The sequence below is a fragment of the Mesorhizobium sp. B264B1B genome (assembly GCF_020165765.1).
In the GTDB taxonomy this organism is placed as follows: domain Bacteria; phylum Pseudomonadota; class Alphaproteobacteria; order Rhizobiales; family Rhizobiaceae; genus Mesorhizobium.
Genome location: NZ_JAIUIS010000005.1, coordinates 316,995 through 334,122, shown reverse-complemented (window position 1 = coordinate 334,122; position 17,128 = coordinate 316,995). Strand labels below are relative to the sequence as shown.

Sequence of the window (17,128 nt, the reverse complement as noted above, 5' to 3'; positions counted from 1 at the left end):
TTGGCAATCGCGAAACCGACATGGTTCCGAGCATGGTCAAGCGTGTATAGAGTATCGGGCGTATCCCTCGTGTCATCTTCGGACTTCAGGCAAATCGCGGCAAGGACGGAATCAGGAAAGGCCGAAAGGCTGTTCCGCGCAGCGGTGTCTGCGTTCTGCTCGCTCACCCGGCCATCCCGCCGTGAAATTGGCCAGCTCGAAGATCTGACGCTGCCGCTGTTCGACAACGTGTCCGCCGAATCGCGCCGCTACGTGGCGGCGGCCCTCTCTGAATGCGAATATGCTCCGGCCGGGCTGGTGCGGCGCCTGTGCGAGGAGCCGGTGGGCATCGCCGCCCCCTTGCTCATCCGCTCGCGCGCAGTCAGTGACATCGACCTCATTGCGCTGATCGGCCGGCACGGACTGCCGCATGCGCGCGCGATCGCGCGCCGCAAGAACCTTAATCCGACTATCGCCGATCTGATCAGGGCACTGGAAAGGCCGACGCTGGTGCGGGTGCGCGATCCGGAAGCGGAAGCCTCTCCGGCACAAACCGCTCCCTCGAAGGCGCCGGCCGCCGACAGCGTGGCGAAGCAGCAGACGCCGGGCGTTGGTGCCGAAAATGCGCGGCGCAGACTGCGCTCCATGATGCGGACCGGCGAGGAGGCGCAGGCGGCGCAGGTCGATCCGTTCACCGGAGCCGACACCTATGCCAAATTGCGCGAGACGGCGCTGACCGGAAACGCCGCCTTCTTCCAGACCGCGCTCGCCGATGCGCTCGATATCGATTTCTCGACGGCCAGGTTGCTGACGGCGAACCAGAATTACATGCCGCTGCTGGCGGCGCTGCGCTCGCTCGACCTCAGCGAGGACCGGGCATTCCTGATCACGGTTGCCGTCTACTCCCGCGAGTTTCCGCATCCGCAGGCGATCCGCACCTTCCTCGATCGCTACCGGCTCCTGCACCGCGACGCGGCGCTGGACAAGGTGCGGGAATGGAAGGCCGTGACCCTGTCCGATGTGGTTCGCGACGCCGCCCCCACCAACAGCGCCAGCCGCGAGGCGTCGAACAGTGACGATGCAGCGGCCTTCCCTGGCCTCAGGACATCTTCACGGAAATAAGCTCCTCGACAGGAACAGCGCCGGCCTCGATCTCAACCACCCAGATGTCGGGATCGAATTTCTTCTCGCGTTCCAGCCTGGCGTCCAGCACCGAAGCATCGGCGGCGGTGGCGAGAAGGCTAAAGAAACGGTCGTCGGGCTTGGCCGAATCGTAGCTCGTCTGTGGCGCCGGCCCATAGAGAGCGATTTCACCAAGCCGGCTCCGCGTCAGAACGAACACGGCGCCGGCTTCGGTCGCGCCGCGCTTGACCACGGCGGCAAATCCGCCCGCGCCGAAAACCCGACGCAACAGGGCCGATACCCACAGATCCGTGGTCACGCGCATGAGAAAAGTCCGGACAGCATGCGGGCTATCTATCGGTATTTACACCGCTGGGCGAGCCGTTGTTTGCGCCGTCAGTTGGTCAGGCCGATCTCGCGCATCTTGACATAGACCAGTTCGTCGGGCTCGCCGGTCTGCGGCAGGCCGAACAGCGACTGGAATTCCTTGATGGCCGCCTTGGTACGGGCGCCGACGACGCCGTCGAGCTGCATGTCGTCATTGCCGAAGGCCTTGAGCCCGGCCTGTATCTTGACAATGCGAGGATCCGGCGCTTGGGAAGCCGTATCGGTCTGCAGCGACACTGGAACCGCCTGCGACACTTCGGGACGCGGTTGCGGTTTCGGCACGGCGGGGGTTTTCGGGGTCGCGCCCAGCTGATCGAGCAGCAGCGCGTCGATCTCGCCGGACGTGTTGAGCCCAACCTTCTGCTGATAGGCCTGGATCGCCTTGCGCGTGTTGGGTCCGGAAATGCCGTCGACCGTGCCGGCGTAGAAATCGAGATCCTTCAATATGCCCTGCACCTGCTCCACCACCGGATCGCCCTTGACCGGCGCCGGCGCGGTACCTGGCCGCACGATGTTGAAGGTGGTCTCCGGCTCATCAGCGGCCGCGTGCGGAACGCCCTGCATGCTGCGGGTCGCGAAGAAGGCGCCGGCATGCGGAAAAGGCTGGTACCACAGCGCATTCGCCGAAACGTAGAACAGCGTCACCAGGAATGCCGTCGACCCTCCCACCAGGACGGGATTGCGCGAAATCATGCCGCCGATGGCGACGGCTCCGTCCTGAAAGGCGTTGCTGCGGCGCTTGGCCGCCTTAGGCTGTTTTGCGGAGCGCGCCATTTCCGTCCCCTTTCGCCCTGGCCAGCGGCATCGTCAGCACCCCGGCCTTGTCCGCCGGCCGCCCTTTCGGCCCGTTCACCGGCAGGCTGATGGTGACCGTGGTGCCCTCGCCCGGCATGCTTTCGATCGACATGGTGCCTTCGTGCAGCGCCACCAGTCCCTTGACCAGCGACAGGCCAAGGCCGGTCCCCTCGAAACGACGGGTATAGTCGTTCTGGATCTGCATGAACGGCTTGCCGAGATTGGCGAAATCTTCCTCGGCGATGCCGATGCCGGTGTCCCGCACCCAGAAATGCAGGCGCGAACCGATCCGCTTGGCGCCGACGACGACATCGCCGCCATCGGGCGTGAACTTGATCGCATTCGAGACGAGATTGATGAGGATCTGCTGCACGGCGCGCCGGTCGGCGTTGATTTCGCCGGCGTCCGGCGCGATCTGCGCCTTGAGATCGATGTTCTTGGCCTGCGCCTGGAGCCGCATCATCTGCTGACACATGTCGACGGCTTCCATGAAGCGGAATGGCTCCGGTTCGGTCGCATAGACGCCCGATTCGATCCGCGACACGTCGAGAATGGAGGTTACGACGGCAAGCAGATGCTGGCCGGAATCGCGCACCAGACCGACATATTCCTTCTGCCGTGGATCCTTGAAGGCGCCGAACATCTCGTGCAGCAGCATGTCGGAGAATCCGATGATGGCATTGAGCGGCGTGCGCAGTTCGTGGCTCACCACCGCCAGGAAGCGCCCTTTCGCCACTTCGGCGGCGGCGGCCGCGTCATTGGCGGCGCCGAGGTCTTCGCGCAACCGGGCGACCTCGTCGTTCTCGCGCAGCACAAGCGTGAAAACGTCGCCCTGCTCCTGAGCACGCATCAGTTCGAGCGAAAACGGCCGATAGTTGTCTGCCGGGCCATTGCCATTCTGTCCATTGCCGTCCTGCGGCAGCCTGACGCGCAACTCCAGCCTCCGCGACAGCGCCCCGTCTCGCATGTCGGCCAAGGCACTGAGATAGGAGACGCGATCCGAGAGATGCACGCGATCGAAAAGCCCGGTTCCGCAAAGCAGTTGCGGGGGCAGTTTCAACAGCGTACGCGCCTTTGCCGAGGCATCGATAACCTCGCCATGGCGGGCGACGCGCAGGACCACCGCGTCGATCATGTCTTCCAGACGATCGCCGGTGTCCCCTACGTCGGCCGCAGCCGCCGTGTTGCGAACCGCCGATATACGCGGCACCAGCGTCAGCGCCCAGGCCAATGGCAGCAGCCAGTGCCACGCGGCGATCGGCACCGCGGCATGCGGGAGGACGGTTGCCGTCACAGGCTGCAACAGAATGGCGACGACGGCGCAGACGGCTCCCCACAGCGCCGCGCGGCGCGAGGCGCCGATCCACCAGGCTTCGAACGGCAGCGCCACGAAAAGCATCGCGACCGGAGAGCTCAGCCCGCCGGCAGCGGCAACAAGACCGGCGAGCGCAAGTCCCGCGATCGCCAGCGCGGCCCGGCCGGCCAGATCCATCCTGCCGGTCGCGGCCACCAGCAAGGCGATGAACCAGCAAAGACCAAAGGCCGCGAAGATGGCGGCCACGGTGACGGCTGCGCCCATGCCTGACGTGACGAGCGTGACGGCGGCACCGGCGGCAAAGAACGGAGCGGCCAGCATGGCGCCGATAAAGCGACGCTGACGCTCGCGGTCGTCCAGCCCAAGAATGGAGGGATGGACCATACGTTCACAACCGGCGGCCATTGCCCCAGGCAATTCAACGTATCTGGCCTTGATCGGCATCAACTCAACGCACCCGCACTCGTCGTGAACAGCTCTGCTTTTGCAGATCGTTTTGATTGACTCTGAAACTCGCACCCAGCCTTTAAAGAATGGATAAGGCAGGGCCGACCCAAGGCCCGGCCCACGGCGAATATCGGGATGGGAGCGCCCGAAAAGGCGGGCAAATGCCACCATAGTAAACGGAGGGTTATCCGCAGGGGCCGCCCGCAGCGTGGCCAGCCGCAGCGCACCGACCGCCTGATTTTGTGGAAAACGCAACAGAAACAAAGGAATATATGGCTGATGGATGATAAGAAAAATGGTTCCAATCTGAGACAAATCGACAGCAAAACGCTTCGTTTCGAATTTGCCTCAAATTTGAAGAAAATTCTCGGCTAACCCGCAAGCCGTCCTTTGCGCCTGTGTGCCAATATCCCGCCCACAAAAGAGGTCATGCTCATGGCTGCATGATCCGGTCACGACAAGAGGCGAGCATGTTCTTCCTGATGAGAATGGCTTTCTGGTTTTCGCTGGTGCTGCTGGCACTGCCGCTGGGCGTCGGTCCCGGCGAGCCGGGCCAGGAAAGCGTAGGACCGATCCAGGCCCTGTTCGCAGCCCGCGACGCGGTCGGCGACATCGCCGGTATTTGCGAACGCAAGCCCGATGTCTGTGAGACCGGCAAGTCGGCAATGCACACCATCACCGCAAGGGCCAAGGAGACAGCCAAGATCGCGGCCGCCATGCTGGACGACAAGTCCGCAGGCCCCGACATCTCCACAATGACCGGCAGCGTTCCCGAAGAAGTCGTCTTGCCCGAGACAGTCAACCTGCCGGTAAAGAATTAAGCCGTTTCGACGGCGCACCGCGGGCAGTCTGCCTCTCGACGCCCGCGGTGTTTTTGTTTTTCCGTGACGCGGCGACGGTGGATGACTATATCCCTGTCATGACGACCACGATCCAGACGATCCGCGACGACTTCTCATTCCTTGACGAATGGGAGGACCGCTATCGTTATGTCATCGAACTCGGCGAGGCGCTGCCGCCATTCCCGGATGAGGAACGCACCGCCGCCAACAAGGTGCCGGGCTGCGTCAGCCAGGTCTGGCTGACCACCGAACGGGGACCGGGCGGCGATCCGGTCATCACCTTCAGGGGCGATTCGGACGCCCATATCGTACGCGGGCTGGTGGCGATCATGCTGGCGCTGTTCTCCGGCAAGACCGCCAGCGAGATCCAGAAAATCGATGCGGAAGCGACGCTGAAGGCGCTCGGCCTGGACGAGCACCTGTCGCCGCAGCGCGCCAACGGCCTTCGTTCGATGGTCAAGCGCATCAGGCGCGACGCAGAGGCCGCACTCGAGCAGACGGCCTGATATCGCCTCCGCGATCAGCCGATCGCATCATACCGCGCACTGGTACCAGCGCTGTCCGGCCCGGCCGGCAAAGTAAAACGGCGCCCGAAGGCGCCGATGTCGATCGTTGAACCTTCCGTCCGGCTCTATCTATCGTTTGAGCCGCATTCTGCGATACCAAGTGTACTCACCTGGCAGCAAATGCTTAGCGGGCCTTGCGCTTGCGGCCGAGCCCCATCTTCTTGGCGAGCTGGGAGCGGGCGGCCGCGTAGTTCGGGGCAACCATCGGGTAGCTCGGGTCGAGGTTCCACTTTTCGCGATACTGATCCGGCGTCAGATCATAATGAGTCATCAGGTGACGCTTGAGCGACTTGAACTTTTTGCCGTCTTCAAGGCAAACGATGTAGTCGTCATGAACCGAGCGCTTCGGGTTCACTGCCGGCTTCTGCTTGTCGGCGGGCGGCTGTTCGGCGGTTCCGCCCACACGCCCGAGAGCAGCATGGACATCGGAGATGAGGTTCGGCAGTTCGCCGACCGGCACGGGATTGTTGCTGACATAGGCGGCCACCACGTCGGCGGTCAGCTCGATCAGCGCGTCGCTGTTTCTGGAAGGTGTTTCGACAATATCCATGGTCTTCAGGCCCCAACGAGAGTTAGTTTAGTGCGCCCTTTTTTACAGGCAAGGCATTGCACGAATTTTGTGCAGACAGAGCTTCTGCGATTCGTGTCGCGGGGGCATCAATGAACCTACCTAGCAAGTAAGTCAATTCGATCCTTGCACTATATTGAACGATGTTGATCAAATATTTTCGGATCAGCTTCAATCTTTCGTGCACGATGTAATTTTTCGATATTTCCCAGGCGAAACCAGCGACCGGTGACGCAGCGTTAGCTAACCGTTACATTCGCGCTAACTCACAAAGCATCTCCGAGTGCTTCGCTTTGCTTGGCGATCGCGCCGGCAATCTTGGTTGCTCACCCCCTTTCACAAAACCATAGGTTGCCCCACCTCGGCCATTGCCGGCCCTCACGCGTCGTGCAGCCGACCAGCTCGGATCACTCAATACGGGGCGATGTATTTGCCATAGGCCCACCCGGTGACAAAACCGCCGTTCTTCGCCGGATCATGCCAGACTTCGCACCAGCGATAGCGAACCGCCTGCTGCTGCTTCCATGCCGGCTGATTGGCGATGTCGAGCAGGTTCGTCCCGCCAGTGCATCGTCCGGTCATCTGCAAAACGGTGCCGTTCGGATATGCGGCCTGTTTCTGGGACGTGCCCGAGGGATATTTGCGCACGTTGAGCGTGTCGCCGAACGGCACGTTGGCCACTTGCCAAGCGGCGAATACGGTCGCATGAGATTGGCCGGCGATGGCCATAGTTGCGGAAACGACGGCGAGAGCCGCGACGGTGCGAGCATAGATATACATTATTTCTCCTCCCGGCCCGCTTTCTGGAGCCCGGCGCAGCAATAAGACCCGGCTCTTGAACCCGCGCTGATCGGCGTGTTCATTGGCCATTCAGGACATTTCCAAAGCGAGACGCAATGACCAAAACTTCTGCATTCCCGGATGTCACCCCGCCAACGCCCGAGAAGCGGCCGGTTTTCGACACGCATCACGGTATCACGCGAACGGACGACTATTCCTGGCTGCGGGCCGACAATTGGCAGGAGATGTTCAGGGACCCCGCATTGCTCGATGCGGGCATCCGCGCCCATCTCGAAGCCGAGAACGCCTACCAGTCGAAACTGATGGCCGACACGGCCGATTTGCGGAAGCGGCTGTTCAAGGAGATGAAGGGTCGCATCAAGGAGGACGATTCTTCCGTGCCGATGAAGGACGGACCCTACGCGTATGGCTCCTCCTTCAAACTCGGCGGCGAGCAGCCGCGCTATTTCCGCATGCCGCGGGACGGCGGCGCGCAGCATATCCTGCTCGACGGCGATGCCGAGGCCGAAGGCAAGGCCTATTTCCGGCTTGGCGGCGTCGATCATTCGGCCGACCATGGCAAGCTTTTATGGGCGTTCGACGACAAGGGCTCCGAATTCTATACGCTTCGGGTGCGCGACCTCTCCGACGGCAAGGAACTCGCGGACACGGTTCCAGACACCGGCGGTTCGGGGGTGTGGAACGCCGCCAATGACGGGTTTTTCTACACCCGGCTCGACCCCAACCACCGTCCCTCCAAGGTGCTGTTCCATGCGCTTGGGCAGGATCCGGCAAGCGACCGGCTGATCTATGAGGAAAATGATCCCGGCTTCTTCATGAATGTCGGCGGCACGCGCTCCAATGAATGGATCATGGTTGCCATCAACGACCACGAGACATCGGAATACCGGCTGCTGAGCGCGGGCGAGCCGTTTGGCGAGCCGAAGCTGGTGGCGGCGCGCGAGACCGGTCTTCAATACGAGATGGAGGAAGGCGGCGACATTTTCTTCATCCTGACCAACGCCGATGGGGCCAAGGACTTCAAGATCATGACGGCGCCGGCGAGCGATCCGATCCGCGCCAACTGGCAGGAACTGGTTCCGCACGAGGCCGGCCGGCTGATCCTGTCGGTGATCGGCTTCAAGAACCATATGGTCAGGCTGGAGCGCAAGGAGGGCCTGCCGCGCATCGTCGTGCGCGACCGTGCAACCGGCGAGGAACACCTGATCTCCTTCGACGAGGAGGCGTTTTCGCTCGGCCTGTCGGGATCCCTGGAATACGACACCGAGATCATGCGCTTCACCTATTCATCGATGACGACGCCGGCGCAGGTCTTCGACTACAACATGCGCACCCGCGAGCGCGTGTTGCTCAAGACCCAGGAGGTGCCGTCCGGCCACGACCCGGAGCGCTATGTCACGCGTCGGCTGATGGCGCCCGCGGCTGATGGCGAATTGGTGCCGGTCTCGCTCTTGTACCGCCGCGATACCCCGCTGGACGGCTCCGCGCCTTGCCTGCTTTACGGCTACGGTTCCTATGGCATCACGGTGCCGGCGGCCTTCAACACCAACTGGTTCTCGCTGGTCGACCGCGGCTTTGTCTTTGCAATCGCCCACGTCCGCGGCGGCAAGGACAAGGGCTATGGCTGGTACGATGACGGCAAGCGGGCGCACAAGATGAACACTTTCACCGATTTCATCGCCTGTGCACGCCATCTGGTCGCCGAACGCTACACTGTGCATGACCGCATCGTCGCGCAAGGTGGATCCGCCGGCGGCATGCTGATGGGCGCGGTCGCCAACATGGCGCCGGACTGTTTCGGCGGCATCGTTGCCGAGGTGCCTTTCGTCGACGTGCTCACCACCATGCTCGACGCCAGCCTGCCGCTGACCCCGCCGGAGTGGCCTGAATGGGGCAATCCGATCGCGTCGGCGGACGATTACCGGACGATCGCCGCCTACTCGCCCTATGACAATGTCGCCGCGCTCGGCTATCCACCGATCCTGGCGCTAGCCGGTCTCACTGACCCGCGCGTCACCTATTGGGAACCGGCCAAATGGGTGGCGCGGCTGCGCGAGCGCAAGACGGGCGACAATCCGGTCCTGTTCAAGATCAACATGGAATCGGGCCATGCCGGCGCGTCCGGCCGGTTTTCCCGGCTGGAGGAGATCGCCTACACATATTCATTCGCCTTGAGAGTGACAGGCAAGGCAACAGGGCCGCAGGGCTGAAGCGGTCATTGCCCTTCGGCCCCTGGCGTGACTTGATCGGCGACGAACGCCGAGGAGGATGCGAGCAATGATCGACCTGGCCACATTGACCACCTATGTCGCCGTGGTGCTCGGTTTTGTGTTTATTCCCGGCCCCGCCACGCTGCTGACGGTCGCGCGGGCAACGAGTTCGGGAACCAAAGCCGGCATCGCAACCGGCGCAGGGATCGCGGCCGGCGACGTGTTTCACACCTTCACGGCCATGGTCGGCATCTCGGCGATCGTCGCCGCATCGGCGGTGTTGTTCAGCGCCGTGAAGTATCTCGGTGCGGCATATCTCGTTTATCTCGGCATTCGCGCGATCATGGAAAAGACGCCGGCCGATCTCGCCGCCGGCAGGTTCCCAATCTCAGCGGGCAAGGCGTTTCGGCAAGCCATACTGACTGAGATGCTCAACCCCAAGACGGCGCTTTTCTTCCTCGCGTTCCTGCCACAGTTCGTCCGGCCCGAAAACGGATCGGTCATGCTCCAGCTGGCGGTATTGGGGATCATCTTTGTTCTGCTGGGCCTCTTCAGCACAGTGGTTTTCGCGGTGAGCGCAGGCGGGCTTGGCACTTTCCTGCGTCGAAATCCCACGGTGTTAAAATGGCAGGGCAAGATTGTCGGCGGCATCTATTGCGGCCTGGGCGTGCGGCTGGCGCTTCAGCAGCGCTGACGCGAAACGGTGACCGGCGCGGCCTTCTCGGCGAGCCGGGCAATCATTGGTTTTTGAATTCCGTGTTGCTGGTTTTCGCTCGCAATTGCGATGCCCGCGCGCTACCCAAGGCGCGTTTTGTCCCGGGCCATGACAGCCCACAATCGCACAAGGGCCTGCCATGCTGCTCGTCGACGTCTATCTCGACAAATCCCCCATCCAGGGCATTGGTGTCTTTGCCAAGAATCCCATTTCCCGCGGCACGATGATCTGGAAGCTGGATCCGAGATTCGACCGGCTCATCGAGGTCGAGACCTATGAGAGCCAGACAGGACCGGTGAAGAGCTATCTCGATCGCTATGCCTATCCGGACAGGCGAGATCCGAACTACATCGTCTTCGAGGCCGACGATGCACGCTACATGAACCACGCCGACGAGCCGAATTGCGACGTATCCTCGCCGGAGGAAAGCTTTGCGTTGCGCGACATCGCGGCCGGCGAGGAACTGACCTGCAACTACAATCATTTCTTCGCGGCGGGCTTCGACTTCCTGGGCGATCGCCACCCGTAGTCAGCTCGCCGGTTTTTTGCGCGCCGGATAGCCGTTCGGATGCGGCGGAACCGCCTTGAGATAGGCCGCGATCGCCGCGCGGTCCTCGGGCGCCAGTTCGGCCATGTTCCTCTGCACGTCGACCATGGCCCCGCCAACGGAATCGAAATCGGGCGTGAAGCCGGTTTCGAGATAGTTGGCGATATCGGCCTGCGACCAGTCGCCGATGCCGCCCTCCCCGGAGGTGATATTGGGGACGATGCCGCTGCCTTCGGCGGCTGTGGCTCCAGCCAGCCACTCGCTCTTCTTTGTCCCCCCCGCAAGGTCACGCGGTGTGTGACATTCGCCGCAATGACCCGGTCCCTCGACCAGGTAGCGACCGGCAATCACAGGACCAGGCGCGCCTTCGGGCAGGGACACAACAGGCTGCTCGCTGAGATAGAGCCGTTTCCACAAGCCGATGCCGCGACGGATGTTGAACGGAAAACTCAACGAATTGGCCGGCGCTCGGCCGGCAACCGCCGGCAGCGTCTTCAGGAAGGCATAGAGATCGGCAATGTCGGCGGGCTTCATGCGCGCGTAGGACGTATAGGGAAATGCCGGATAGAAATGCTCGCCCGACGGCGAGACACCCTTCAGCATGGCATTGGCGAGATCCTCGGCCGACCACGCGCCGATGCCGTCCTTGGGGTCTTGCGAAATGTTGGGCGGCACAAACGTGCCAAACGGAGTCTTGAGTTCAAGGCCGCCGACCAGTTCGAGCCGCTCATCGCCTTTCGAACCGGGTTTTGCATGGCAGGAGGTGCAGCCGCCGGCATAAAAAATGCGCTTGCCCCTGGCCGCGTCACCAGGCGCGAGCTTGGCCAGGGTTTCCGCATCGAGCTTCACCGGCGCCGAAAGCGTCCACGCGGCAACCGCGCCGACGCCGCCGAGCACGAGTGCGGCGCCGACAAACTTCCTCAGCCATGCCATGGCCGGCGATTAGCCTTTCTTGACCCTGTAGCCCTTGTGGCAGGTGCCGCAGTCGGAGCCGATGACGCCGATTTGCGTCTTCAGGGAATCCACGTCGGCTGGGGCGGCGGCGACCGCGGCCTTGACGTCGGCAAGATACTTGTCTTCTGTCGCCTTGAAACCGGCCATGTCTTGCCAGATCTTCGGCGCCGCCGTGGTGTCGCCCGTGTCGCTGCCCGCCGGGAACAGGACGTCGGCGTCGAATTTTTCCGCGTTCGCCTGGAGCGCCTGCAGCGCAGTCAGTACGGCGGCGGCATCAAAGGGCTCCTCACCCTTGACCACTTTCGACAGGCCGCCGACGATCTTCCCGCGTTCCTTCATCAGGGCCTGGCGGTCGAGGATCGGGTCGGCAAAGGCCGCCGAACCGGCGAACGCGAGCATAGAGATGGCGACGACAAGCTTTCTCATTCAATTAGCTCCATGATGAGGGCATTTCGGGACAGGACGTTAACGGACGTGGCGGGAGGAATATTCCCTTCCCCCGACGATTTTGCAGACCTTTGCTGTGGGATCTCGGCACAGAAAAAGAAAAGCCCCGGGAGTGCCGGGGCTTTCTGAATCTCAATCAAGCTTTCGCTTTTTCGTAGAGTTCGAGAACATGATCCCAGTTGATCAGGCTGTCGACGAAGGCCTCGAGATATTTCGGCCGGGCGTTGCGATAGTCGATGTAATAGGAGTGCTCCCAGACATCGACGCCGAGAATCGGCGCCGCGCCATGGACGAGGGGATTCTCGCCGTTCGGCGTCTTCGAGATCGCCAGCTTGCCATCCTTGACCGAAACCCAGGCCCAGCCGGAACCGAACTGGGTCGTGCCGGCGGCGATGAAGTCGGCCTTGAATTTGTCGTAGCCGCCCAGATCGCTGTCGAAAGCCTCCTGCAACGCGCCCGGCAGCTTGTTGCCGCCGCCGCCCTTTTTCATCCACTTCCAGAAATGGATGTGATTGTAGTGCTGGGCGGCATTGTTGAAGAGGCCGGCATTCTTGCCGAACGACTGCTTGACCACCTCTTCTACCGACAGATCGCCAAGGCCGGCTTCGGCGGCAAGCTTGTTGCCGTTGTCGACATAGGCCTTGTGGTGCTTGTCGTGGTGATATTCCAGCGTCTCTTTCGACATGTAGGGCTGCAAGGCCTCATAGTCGTAAGGCAGAGCGGGCAATTCAAAAGCCATGGAAGGTACTCCCTCAAGGAAAATCCGGTGTCGATACCGGACTAAGATAGGTCTGGATTGGGTTCGGACAACTCCGAAAAGTGAAGCGCCAGGTGCTCTTTCTAAGCGGGTTCCGGAGAACTGTCACACAGTTTCCGGAAACCGGGCGCATTGCGACGAAAAGCCTGGACGGATCAGCCCGCCGACGTCGAATGCGCCCAATCCCAATAGAGCTCCCGCGCCTTCTTGGCCACCGGCCCGGGCTGCAGGCTGCGGTCCTCGATGCGCGTGATCGGAATGACCTTGGAATGGTTGCCGGTCGAAAAAATCTCATCCGCCTCGAGGAATTCACGCACCGACAGCGCCTTTTCGGTGGTCTTGAACCCGTACTCGCCAAGCAACGTCATCGTGCGCGAGCGGGTGATGCCGGACAGGAAGGTGCCGTTCGGCGCCGGCGTCAGGACGTGGCCGTCCTTGACCAGGAAGATGTTCGAGGTTCCGGTCTCGGCGACGTTGCCCAGCATGTCGAGCACCAGGGCGTTGTCGAAGCCGCGCATCTTGGCTTCGAGGATGGCACGGCCATTGTTGGGATAGAGGCAGCCGGCCTTGGCGTTGGTCGGCATGGTTTCGATAGTCGGGCGCCGGAACGGCGAAACCGTCACGGAAAAGCCGGTCGGCGAGATCATCGGCGATTCGTAGAGGCACAGGCAGAAACGGGTCGAGGCGGGATCGGCCGGCACGCCCATATAGCCGCCGTGCTCGGCCCAATACATCGGCCTGATATAGACAGCCGTCTTGCCATCGAATTTCTTCAATCCGTCCCAGGTCAGTCCGACGATCTTCTCGGCCGTCATCGAAGGCTTGAGACCGAGCGCGATCGCCGAGGCATTTACGCGCGCGGCATGAAGGTCAAGATCGGGAGCGACGCCCTCGAACCAGCGGGCGCCGTCGAACACGCTGGTACCGAGCCACATTGCGTGGCTGCGCGGGCCCAAAACGGCGACATTGCCCTCGTACCAGTCGCCGTCGACGAAAGTCCATGTCGCGGAAAGTGCGGCAGCCGCCAGTGTCATTGCTTTGTCCCGTTCCGATCAATCTCGTGTTGCAGCATTGGATGACGCTTTGGCCGGCGTCGTCAACCAGCATCGGGGAGTTTTGTTGAGGCCACAGACGGCGCGCTGCAATCAAGACTTGCACCTTGCCCCGCCTCGCCTCAAAACTGTTGCCATGCAATACGCCGCTTATGTTTTCGACGCCTACGGCACACTGTTCGATGTTCATGCCGCCGTGCGCCGCCACGCCGACGCCATCGGACCGGACGGCCAGTTGCTGTCCGAGATCTGGCGCGCCAAGCAACTCGAATATTCCTGGGTGCGTACGTTGATGGGCGCCTATGCCGATTTTTGGCAACTCACCGAGCAGGCACTTGATTTCGCGTTGCACAAGGTGCCCTCTGCCGATCCCGGCCTCAAGGCGGTATTGCTGGATGCCTATTGGCGGCTGGACTGCTATGCGGAAGTGCCCGCCGTGCTGAAGGCGCTGAAGGCGTCCGGCGCCAAGCTGGCAATCCTGTCCAACGGTTCACCGGAAATGCTGGAGGCAGCCGTTAAATCCGCGGCGCTCGATCAGGTGCTGGACGATATCTATTCCGTCGATGCGGTACGGCGCTTCAAGACCGATCCGTCGGTCTACGACATGGTCACGACAGGCTGGCGCCTCTATCCGGGTGCGGTCTCCTTCCAGTCGTCCAACCGCTGGGACATTGCCGGCGCGACCAAGTTCGGCTTCCGCACCGTGTGGATCAACCGCTCCAACCAGCCGGAGGAGTATCGAGATTTTCCACCGGCCCTGATCCTGCCGTCGCTCGATGCCCTTGTCACAGGTGGCTAACGCATGCGGCCCAAAAGTAATCCTGGTTTTCGCTCCTGTGACCGTAGCGCCACAGTGGCGACGCGGTCACAGCTTCGCCTTTGTTTGTCCACCTTGAGGCCAGATTCGGAACCGCCTATCGCGCCCAAGTGTTGATCAGGCACCCTCGCAACGGTCGGCATATTCATGCTTTGTTGCGATTTCAGACTTAAAGAAGGCAACCATGTTCCCAGCCGAAATCGAATCCTATCGCCTGAGCCGTCGCGGCTTTCTCAATGCCGCAGCCCTGGGCGCCGCCTCGATCGCGGTTTCCGCATGCGCCACCACCGGGTCCGGGCCAGTCGAGCCACCGCCACCGGCCTATGTCGAGCCGCCGCTCGCCGACTACGTGACGATGTACGCCGCCGTCAGCGATGGCGGTTTCGAAGTGCCGGCCATTCCCGTCGACAGGATCGATCCGCAATTCCTGCGCCAGATCGTGCCCGACCCGACCGGCCAGAAGCCGGGAACCATCGTCGTCGATACGACCGGCCACTTCCTCTATCTGGTTCGTCCGGGCGGCCAGGCGATCCGCTACGGCGTCGGCCTCGGCCGCGCCGGCTTCGAATGGTCGGGCGATGCCGTCGTCCAGTGGAAACAGAAGTGGCCGAAATGGACGCCGCCGGACGAGATGATCGCCCGGCAGCCGGAACTGAGGCAATACAGCGCTGACAATGGCGGTATGCCGGGCGGGCTGAAAAACCCGCTCGGTGCACGTGCGCTCTATCTCTTCCAGGGCAACGTCGACACGCTCTACCGGCTGCACGGCTCGCCGGAATGGCGTTCGATCGGCAAGTCGGTGTCGTCGGGCTGCGTGCGCCTGATGAACCAGGACATTATAGACCTATATGATCGCGTGCCTTCGAAGACCCCGGTCATCGTGACCAGCGACGCCAGCCAGCCCATGGTGGCGACCGCGAATCACAAAGCCATCCCGATCGATGCCGGCGTGCCGGACGGATCGGTGCTGCTTGGCCCGGTGAAAGCGGTGACCGACGCGATTTTCTGATGGGAGCGAGGGTGAATGCGGCGACTCGCCGCCTTCACCTCCACATCAGCCTATCCCTGCATGGCCGTTGCGCGATCGCGCTTCCCTATCTGCCCCTCGACAGACTCCCGAGTATCCCGCGCACGATGGCGCGGCCGACCGACGAGCCGACAGAGCGCACCACCGACTTGATCGCGGCTTCCGCCACCGTCTGGCGGTTGGACGGGCGCGGTTGAGGCGGGCGTCTGCCGCCGGGTTGCGGCGGCGGAGCATCATTGCCGAAGCCCGGAATGGTCCAGCGTGAACGGCCGGCGTCGGCCTGCTGTGCCTCGGCATCCGCCGCGTCCTTGGCCTTTTTCTGCAGCATCTCGAAAGCCGATTCGCGATCGACACCCTCATCGTACTGACCGATCACCGGGCTTTCCTGGATCAGCTTCCGCCGCTCGGCTGGGGTTATGGGCCCAAGTCGTGACGATGGCGGACGGATCAGCGTGCGCTGGACCATGGACGGGATGCCCTTGGCTTCCAGCACTGAAACCAGCGCTTCGCCGGTGCCCAGTTGCGTGATCACGGTCGCGCAATCGAAATCCGGATTTGGCCGGAACGTCTCGGCCGCGGTCCTTACCGCCTGCTGCTCGCGCGGCGTGTAGGCGCGCAACGCATGCTGGACCCGGTTGCCGAGCTGGGCCAGAACCTTCTCAGGAATATCCAGAGGGTTCTGCGTGACGAAATAGACGCCGACGCCCTTCGAGCGAATCAGACGCACCACCTGCTCGACGCGGTCGATCAGCACCTTCGGCGCGTCGTCGAAAAGCAGATGTGCCTCGTCGAAGAAGAAGACCAGCTTCGGCTTGTCGGGATCGCCCACTTCGGGCAGCTCCTCGAACAGTTCCGACATCAGCCAAAGCAGGAACGTCGCGTAGAGTCGCGGATTCATCATCAGCTTGTCGGCGGCCAGCACGCTGATGGCGCCGCGGCCGTCGCGGGTGGTGCGCATGATGTCGGCGATGCGCAATGCCGGCTCGCCGAAGAAATTCGCCGCCCCCTGCTGTTCCAGCACCAGCAGCGTGCGCTGGATGGCGCCGACCGAGGGTTTCGTCACATTGCCGTAGCGGGCGCTGATCTCTTCGGCGCGCCCGGCGATATTGGCGAGCAGCGCCTGCAGGTCCTTGAGATCGAGCAGCAGCAGGCCTTCCTCATCGGCGATGCGGAAGGCGATGTTCATGATGCCTTCCTGGGCTTCGGACAAATTCATCAACCGCGACAAGAGCAGCGGGCCCATCTCGGAGATGGTGGCGCGGATGGGGTGGCCCTGTTCGCCGAACAGATCCCAGAAGATGACGGGGAATTCCTGAAAGTCATAGGGGTCGAGCTTGACCTGCTCGGCGCGCTTGACCGGGAAATCCTGCGCCGTGCCGATCATGGCTATACCGGAGAGATCGCCCTTGATGTCGGCGCAGAACACCGGCACGCCGGCATTGGAGAATCCCTCGGCCAATATTTGCAAGGTGACCGTCTTGCCGGTGCCGGTGGCACCGGTCACCAGGCCGTGACGGTTGCCATAGTGCAAAAGCAGGTTTTCGGGACGCTGATAGCTGTCGTCGGGCTTGCGGCTGGCGCCTATGAAAATGGTGTCGTCAGCCATATGTCCGGTCTCCGCAAACTGCTGTGTATCAAACCAGCCCCTTGCCCGAAGGTATAGTGGGGCCCTTGCACAGCGACAATGGCGATCAGCGAAAATGGCCTTTTTTGGAGCTTGCGGATTTTGCCCATGTTTGGCAATCGTTCATGCTTCGTGCTCGAAGGCTGGTGTACGCTC

19 protein-coding genes are annotated in these 17,128 nt (G+C 62.3%); 9 read left to right on the top strand and 10 right to left on the bottom strand.

The genetic code is table 11. The features are described from left to right. Positions 1-69 precede the first annotated feature (69 nt). Entirely contained in the window at positions 70-1,101 is a 1,032-nt protein-coding gene (locus LB547_RS13130) for a hypothetical protein (protein ID WP_140672001.1), read from the top strand. On the opposite strand, the gene LB547_RS13125 is transcribed toward LB547_RS13130, so the two are convergent. The 3 genes from LB547_RS13125 to LB547_RS13115 all read right to left on the bottom strand — a co-directional run bounded on the left by LB547_RS13125 (position 1,079) and on the right by LB547_RS13115 (position 3,982). Continuing rightward, the gene (locus tag LB547_RS13125) at positions 1,079-1,426 is read right to left on the bottom strand and encodes a DUF1491 family protein (protein ID WP_140494737.1); all 348 of its coding nucleotides are present in this window, start codon (positions 1,424-1,426) and stop codon (positions 1,079-1,081) included. The genes LB547_RS13130 and LB547_RS13125 overlap by 23 nt on opposite strands. A 71-nt stretch (positions 1,427-1,497) precedes the next feature. Then, complete coding sequence (locus LB547_RS13120) at positions 1,498-2,262, bottom strand: peptidoglycan-binding protein (RefSeq protein WP_140671999.1); 765 nt, start codon at positions 2,260-2,262, stop codon at positions 1,498-1,500. Then, the gene (locus LB547_RS13115) at positions 2,237-3,982 is read right to left on the bottom strand and encodes a sensor histidine kinase (RefSeq protein WP_140555855.1); all 1,746 of its coding nucleotides are present in this window, start codon (positions 3,980-3,982) and stop codon (positions 2,237-2,239) included. The genes LB547_RS13120 and LB547_RS13115 overlap by 26 nt, the downstream gene beginning before the upstream one ends. Before the next feature lie 198 nt (positions 3,983-4,180). On the opposite strand from LB547_RS13115, the gene LB547_RS13110 reads away from it, so the two are divergent. From LB547_RS13110 to LB547_RS13100, 3 genes are all read left to right on the top strand, one after another. Next, positions 4,181-4,420, top strand: coding sequence for a hypothetical protein (locus LB547_RS13110; RefSeq protein WP_140520734.1), 240 nt, complete (start codon positions 4,181-4,183; stop codon positions 4,418-4,420). A 95-nt stretch (positions 4,421-4,515) separates the two neighbouring features. Continuing rightward, complete coding sequence (locus LB547_RS13105) at positions 4,516-4,866, top strand: DUF5330 domain-containing protein (RefSeq protein ID WP_140517959.1); 351 nt, start codon at positions 4,516-4,518, stop codon at positions 4,864-4,866. Positions 4,867-4,964: 98 nt separating this feature from the next. After that, on the top strand, positions 4,965-5,393 hold the full coding sequence (locus LB547_RS13100; RefSeq protein WP_140495047.1) for a SufE family protein: 429 nt from the start codon (positions 4,965-4,967) through the stop codon (positions 5,391-5,393). Positions 5,394-5,577: 184 nt separating this feature from the next. Here LB547_RS13100 and LB547_RS13095 read toward each other — a convergent pair whose 3' ends face one another. Both LB547_RS13095 and LB547_RS13090 read right to left on the bottom strand, forming a co-directional pair. Further along, positions 5,578-6,003 (bottom strand): MucR family transcriptional regulator, encoded by a 426-nt coding sequence (locus tag LB547_RS13095; protein ID WP_095089970.1) that lies wholly within the window; start codon positions 6,001-6,003, stop codon positions 5,578-5,580. A gap of 429 nt (positions 6,004-6,432) precedes the next feature. Beyond that, on the bottom strand, positions 6,433-6,801 hold the full coding sequence (locus tag LB547_RS13090; protein WP_140520957.1) for an SH3 domain-containing protein: 369 nt from the start codon (positions 6,799-6,801) through the stop codon (positions 6,433-6,435). A 116-nt stretch (positions 6,802-6,917) separates the two neighbouring features. On the opposite strand from LB547_RS13090, the gene LB547_RS13085 reads away from it, so the two are divergent. From LB547_RS13085 to LB547_RS13075, 3 genes are all read left to right on the top strand, one after another. Then, the gene (locus LB547_RS13085; protein WP_140567669.1) at positions 6,918-9,032 is read left to right on the top strand and encodes a S9 family peptidase; all 2,115 of its coding nucleotides are present in this window, start codon (positions 6,918-6,920) and stop codon (positions 9,030-9,032) included. Between the two features lie 67 nt (positions 9,033-9,099). Further along, a complete protein-coding gene (locus LB547_RS13080; protein WP_140517957.1) occupies positions 9,100-9,726 on the top strand; it encodes a LysE family translocator in 627 nt (208 codons plus the stop codon). Positions 9,727-9,886: 160 nt separating this feature from the next. Next, positions 9,887-10,276 (top strand): SET domain-containing protein, encoded by a 390-nt coding sequence (locus LB547_RS13075; RefSeq protein ID WP_140494748.1) that lies wholly within the window; start codon positions 9,887-9,889, stop codon positions 10,274-10,276. Here LB547_RS13075 and LB547_RS13070 read toward each other — a convergent pair whose 3' ends face one another. From LB547_RS13070 to LB547_RS13055, 4 genes are all read right to left on the bottom strand, one after another. Then, positions 10,277-11,227 carry a cytochrome c gene (locus tag LB547_RS13070; RefSeq protein ID WP_140559432.1) on the bottom strand — a complete coding sequence of 317 codons (951 nt, stop codon included), beginning with the start codon at positions 11,225-11,227 and terminating at the stop codon, positions 10,277-10,279. A gap of 9 nt (positions 11,228-11,236) precedes the next feature. Continuing rightward, entirely contained in the window at positions 11,237-11,674 is a 438-nt protein-coding gene (locus LB547_RS13065; protein ID WP_140559431.1) for a c-type cytochrome, read from the bottom strand. A gap of 157 nt (positions 11,675-11,831) precedes the next feature. Continuing rightward, a complete protein-coding gene (locus LB547_RS13060; protein WP_140567666.1) occupies positions 11,832-12,434 on the bottom strand; it encodes a superoxide dismutase in 603 nt (200 codons plus the stop codon). A 173-nt stretch (positions 12,435-12,607) separates the two neighbouring features. After that, complete coding sequence (locus LB547_RS13055; protein ID WP_140494756.1) at positions 12,608-13,486, bottom strand: branched-chain amino acid aminotransferase; 879 nt, start codon at positions 13,484-13,486, stop codon at positions 12,608-12,610. Between the two features lie 154 nt (positions 13,487-13,640). Between LB547_RS13055 and LB547_RS13050 the strand changes: the two genes are divergently transcribed. Then, a complete protein-coding gene (locus LB547_RS13050) occupies positions 13,641-14,303 on the top strand; it encodes a haloacid dehalogenase type II (RefSeq protein ID WP_140517954.1) in 663 nt (220 codons plus the stop codon). A gap of 202 nt (positions 14,304-14,505) precedes the next feature. Continuing rightward, on the top strand, positions 14,506-15,330 hold the full coding sequence (locus LB547_RS13045; RefSeq protein ID WP_140553967.1) for a L,D-transpeptidase: 825 nt from the start codon (positions 14,506-14,508) through the stop codon (positions 15,328-15,330). A gap of 85 nt (positions 15,331-15,415) precedes the next feature. Here the strand turns inward: LB547_RS13045 and LB547_RS13040 are convergent, their stop codons facing one another. Beyond that, positions 15,416-16,954, bottom strand: a complete 1,539-nt coding sequence (locus LB547_RS13040) for a helicase HerA-like C-terminal domain-containing protein (protein ID WP_140762584.1) — start codon at positions 16,952-16,954, stop codon at positions 15,416-15,418. Positions 16,955-17,128 lie beyond the last annotated feature (174 nt).

Bases quoted from the DNA above. Each gene is read 5' to 3' on its own strand.
- LB547_RS13125 (WP_140494737.1), bottom strand. From the start codon at position 1,426: ATGCGCGTGACCACGGATCTGTGGGTATCGGCCCTGTTGCGTCGGGTT.
- LB547_RS13120 (WP_140671999.1), bottom strand. From the start codon at position 2,262: ATGGCGCGCTCCGCAAAACAGCCTAAGGCGGCCAAGCGCCGCAGCAAC.
- LB547_RS13115 (WP_140555855.1), bottom strand. From the start codon at position 3,982: ATGGTCCATCCCTCCATTCTTGGGCTGGACGACCGCGAGCGTCAGCGT.
- LB547_RS13110 (WP_140520734.1), top strand. From the start codon at position 4,181: ATGGGAGCGCCCGAAAAGGCGGGCAAATGCCACCATAGTAAACGGAGG.
- LB547_RS13105 (WP_140517959.1), top strand. From the start codon at position 4,516: ATGTTCTTCCTGATGAGAATGGCTTTCTGGTTTTCGCTGGTGCTGCTG.
- LB547_RS13100 (WP_140495047.1), top strand. From the start codon at position 4,965: ATGACGACCACGATCCAGACGATCCGCGACGACTTCTCATTCCTTGAC.
- LB547_RS13095 (WP_095089970.1), bottom strand. From the start codon at position 6,003: ATGGATATTGTCGAAACACCTTCCAGAAACAGCGACGCGCTGATCGAG.
- LB547_RS13090 (WP_140520957.1), bottom strand. From the start codon at position 6,801: ATGTATATCTATGCTCGCACCGTCGCGGCTCTCGCCGTCGTTTCCGCA.
- LB547_RS13085 (WP_140567669.1), top strand. From the start codon at position 6,918: ATGACCAAAACTTCTGCATTCCCGGATGTCACCCCGCCAACGCCCGAG.
- LB547_RS13080 (WP_140517957.1), top strand. From the start codon at position 9,100: ATGATCGACCTGGCCACATTGACCACCTATGTCGCCGTGGTGCTCGGT.
- LB547_RS13075 (WP_140494748.1), top strand. From the start codon at position 9,887: ATGCTGCTCGTCGACGTCTATCTCGACAAATCCCCCATCCAGGGCATT.
- LB547_RS13070 (WP_140559432.1), bottom strand. From the start codon at position 11,227: ATGGCATGGCTGAGGAAGTTTGTCGGCGCCGCACTCGTGCTCGGCGGC.
- LB547_RS13065 (WP_140559431.1), bottom strand. From the start codon at position 11,674: ATGAGAAAGCTTGTCGTCGCCATCTCTATGCTCGCGTTCGCCGGTTCG.
- LB547_RS13060 (WP_140567666.1), bottom strand. From the start codon at position 12,434: ATGGCTTTTGAATTGCCCGCTCTGCCTTACGACTATGAGGCCTTGCAG.
- LB547_RS13055 (WP_140494756.1), bottom strand. From the start codon at position 13,486: ATGACACTGGCGGCTGCCGCACTTTCCGCGACATGGACTTTCGTCGAC.
- LB547_RS13050 (WP_140517954.1), top strand. From the start codon at position 13,641: ATGCAATACGCCGCTTATGTTTTCGACGCCTACGGCACACTGTTCGAT.
- LB547_RS13045 (WP_140553967.1), top strand. From the start codon at position 14,506: ATGTTCCCAGCCGAAATCGAATCCTATCGCCTGAGCCGTCGCGGCTTT.
- LB547_RS13040 (WP_140762584.1), bottom strand. From the start codon at position 16,954: ATGGCTGACGACACCATTTTCATAGGCGCCAGCCGCAAGCCCGACGAC.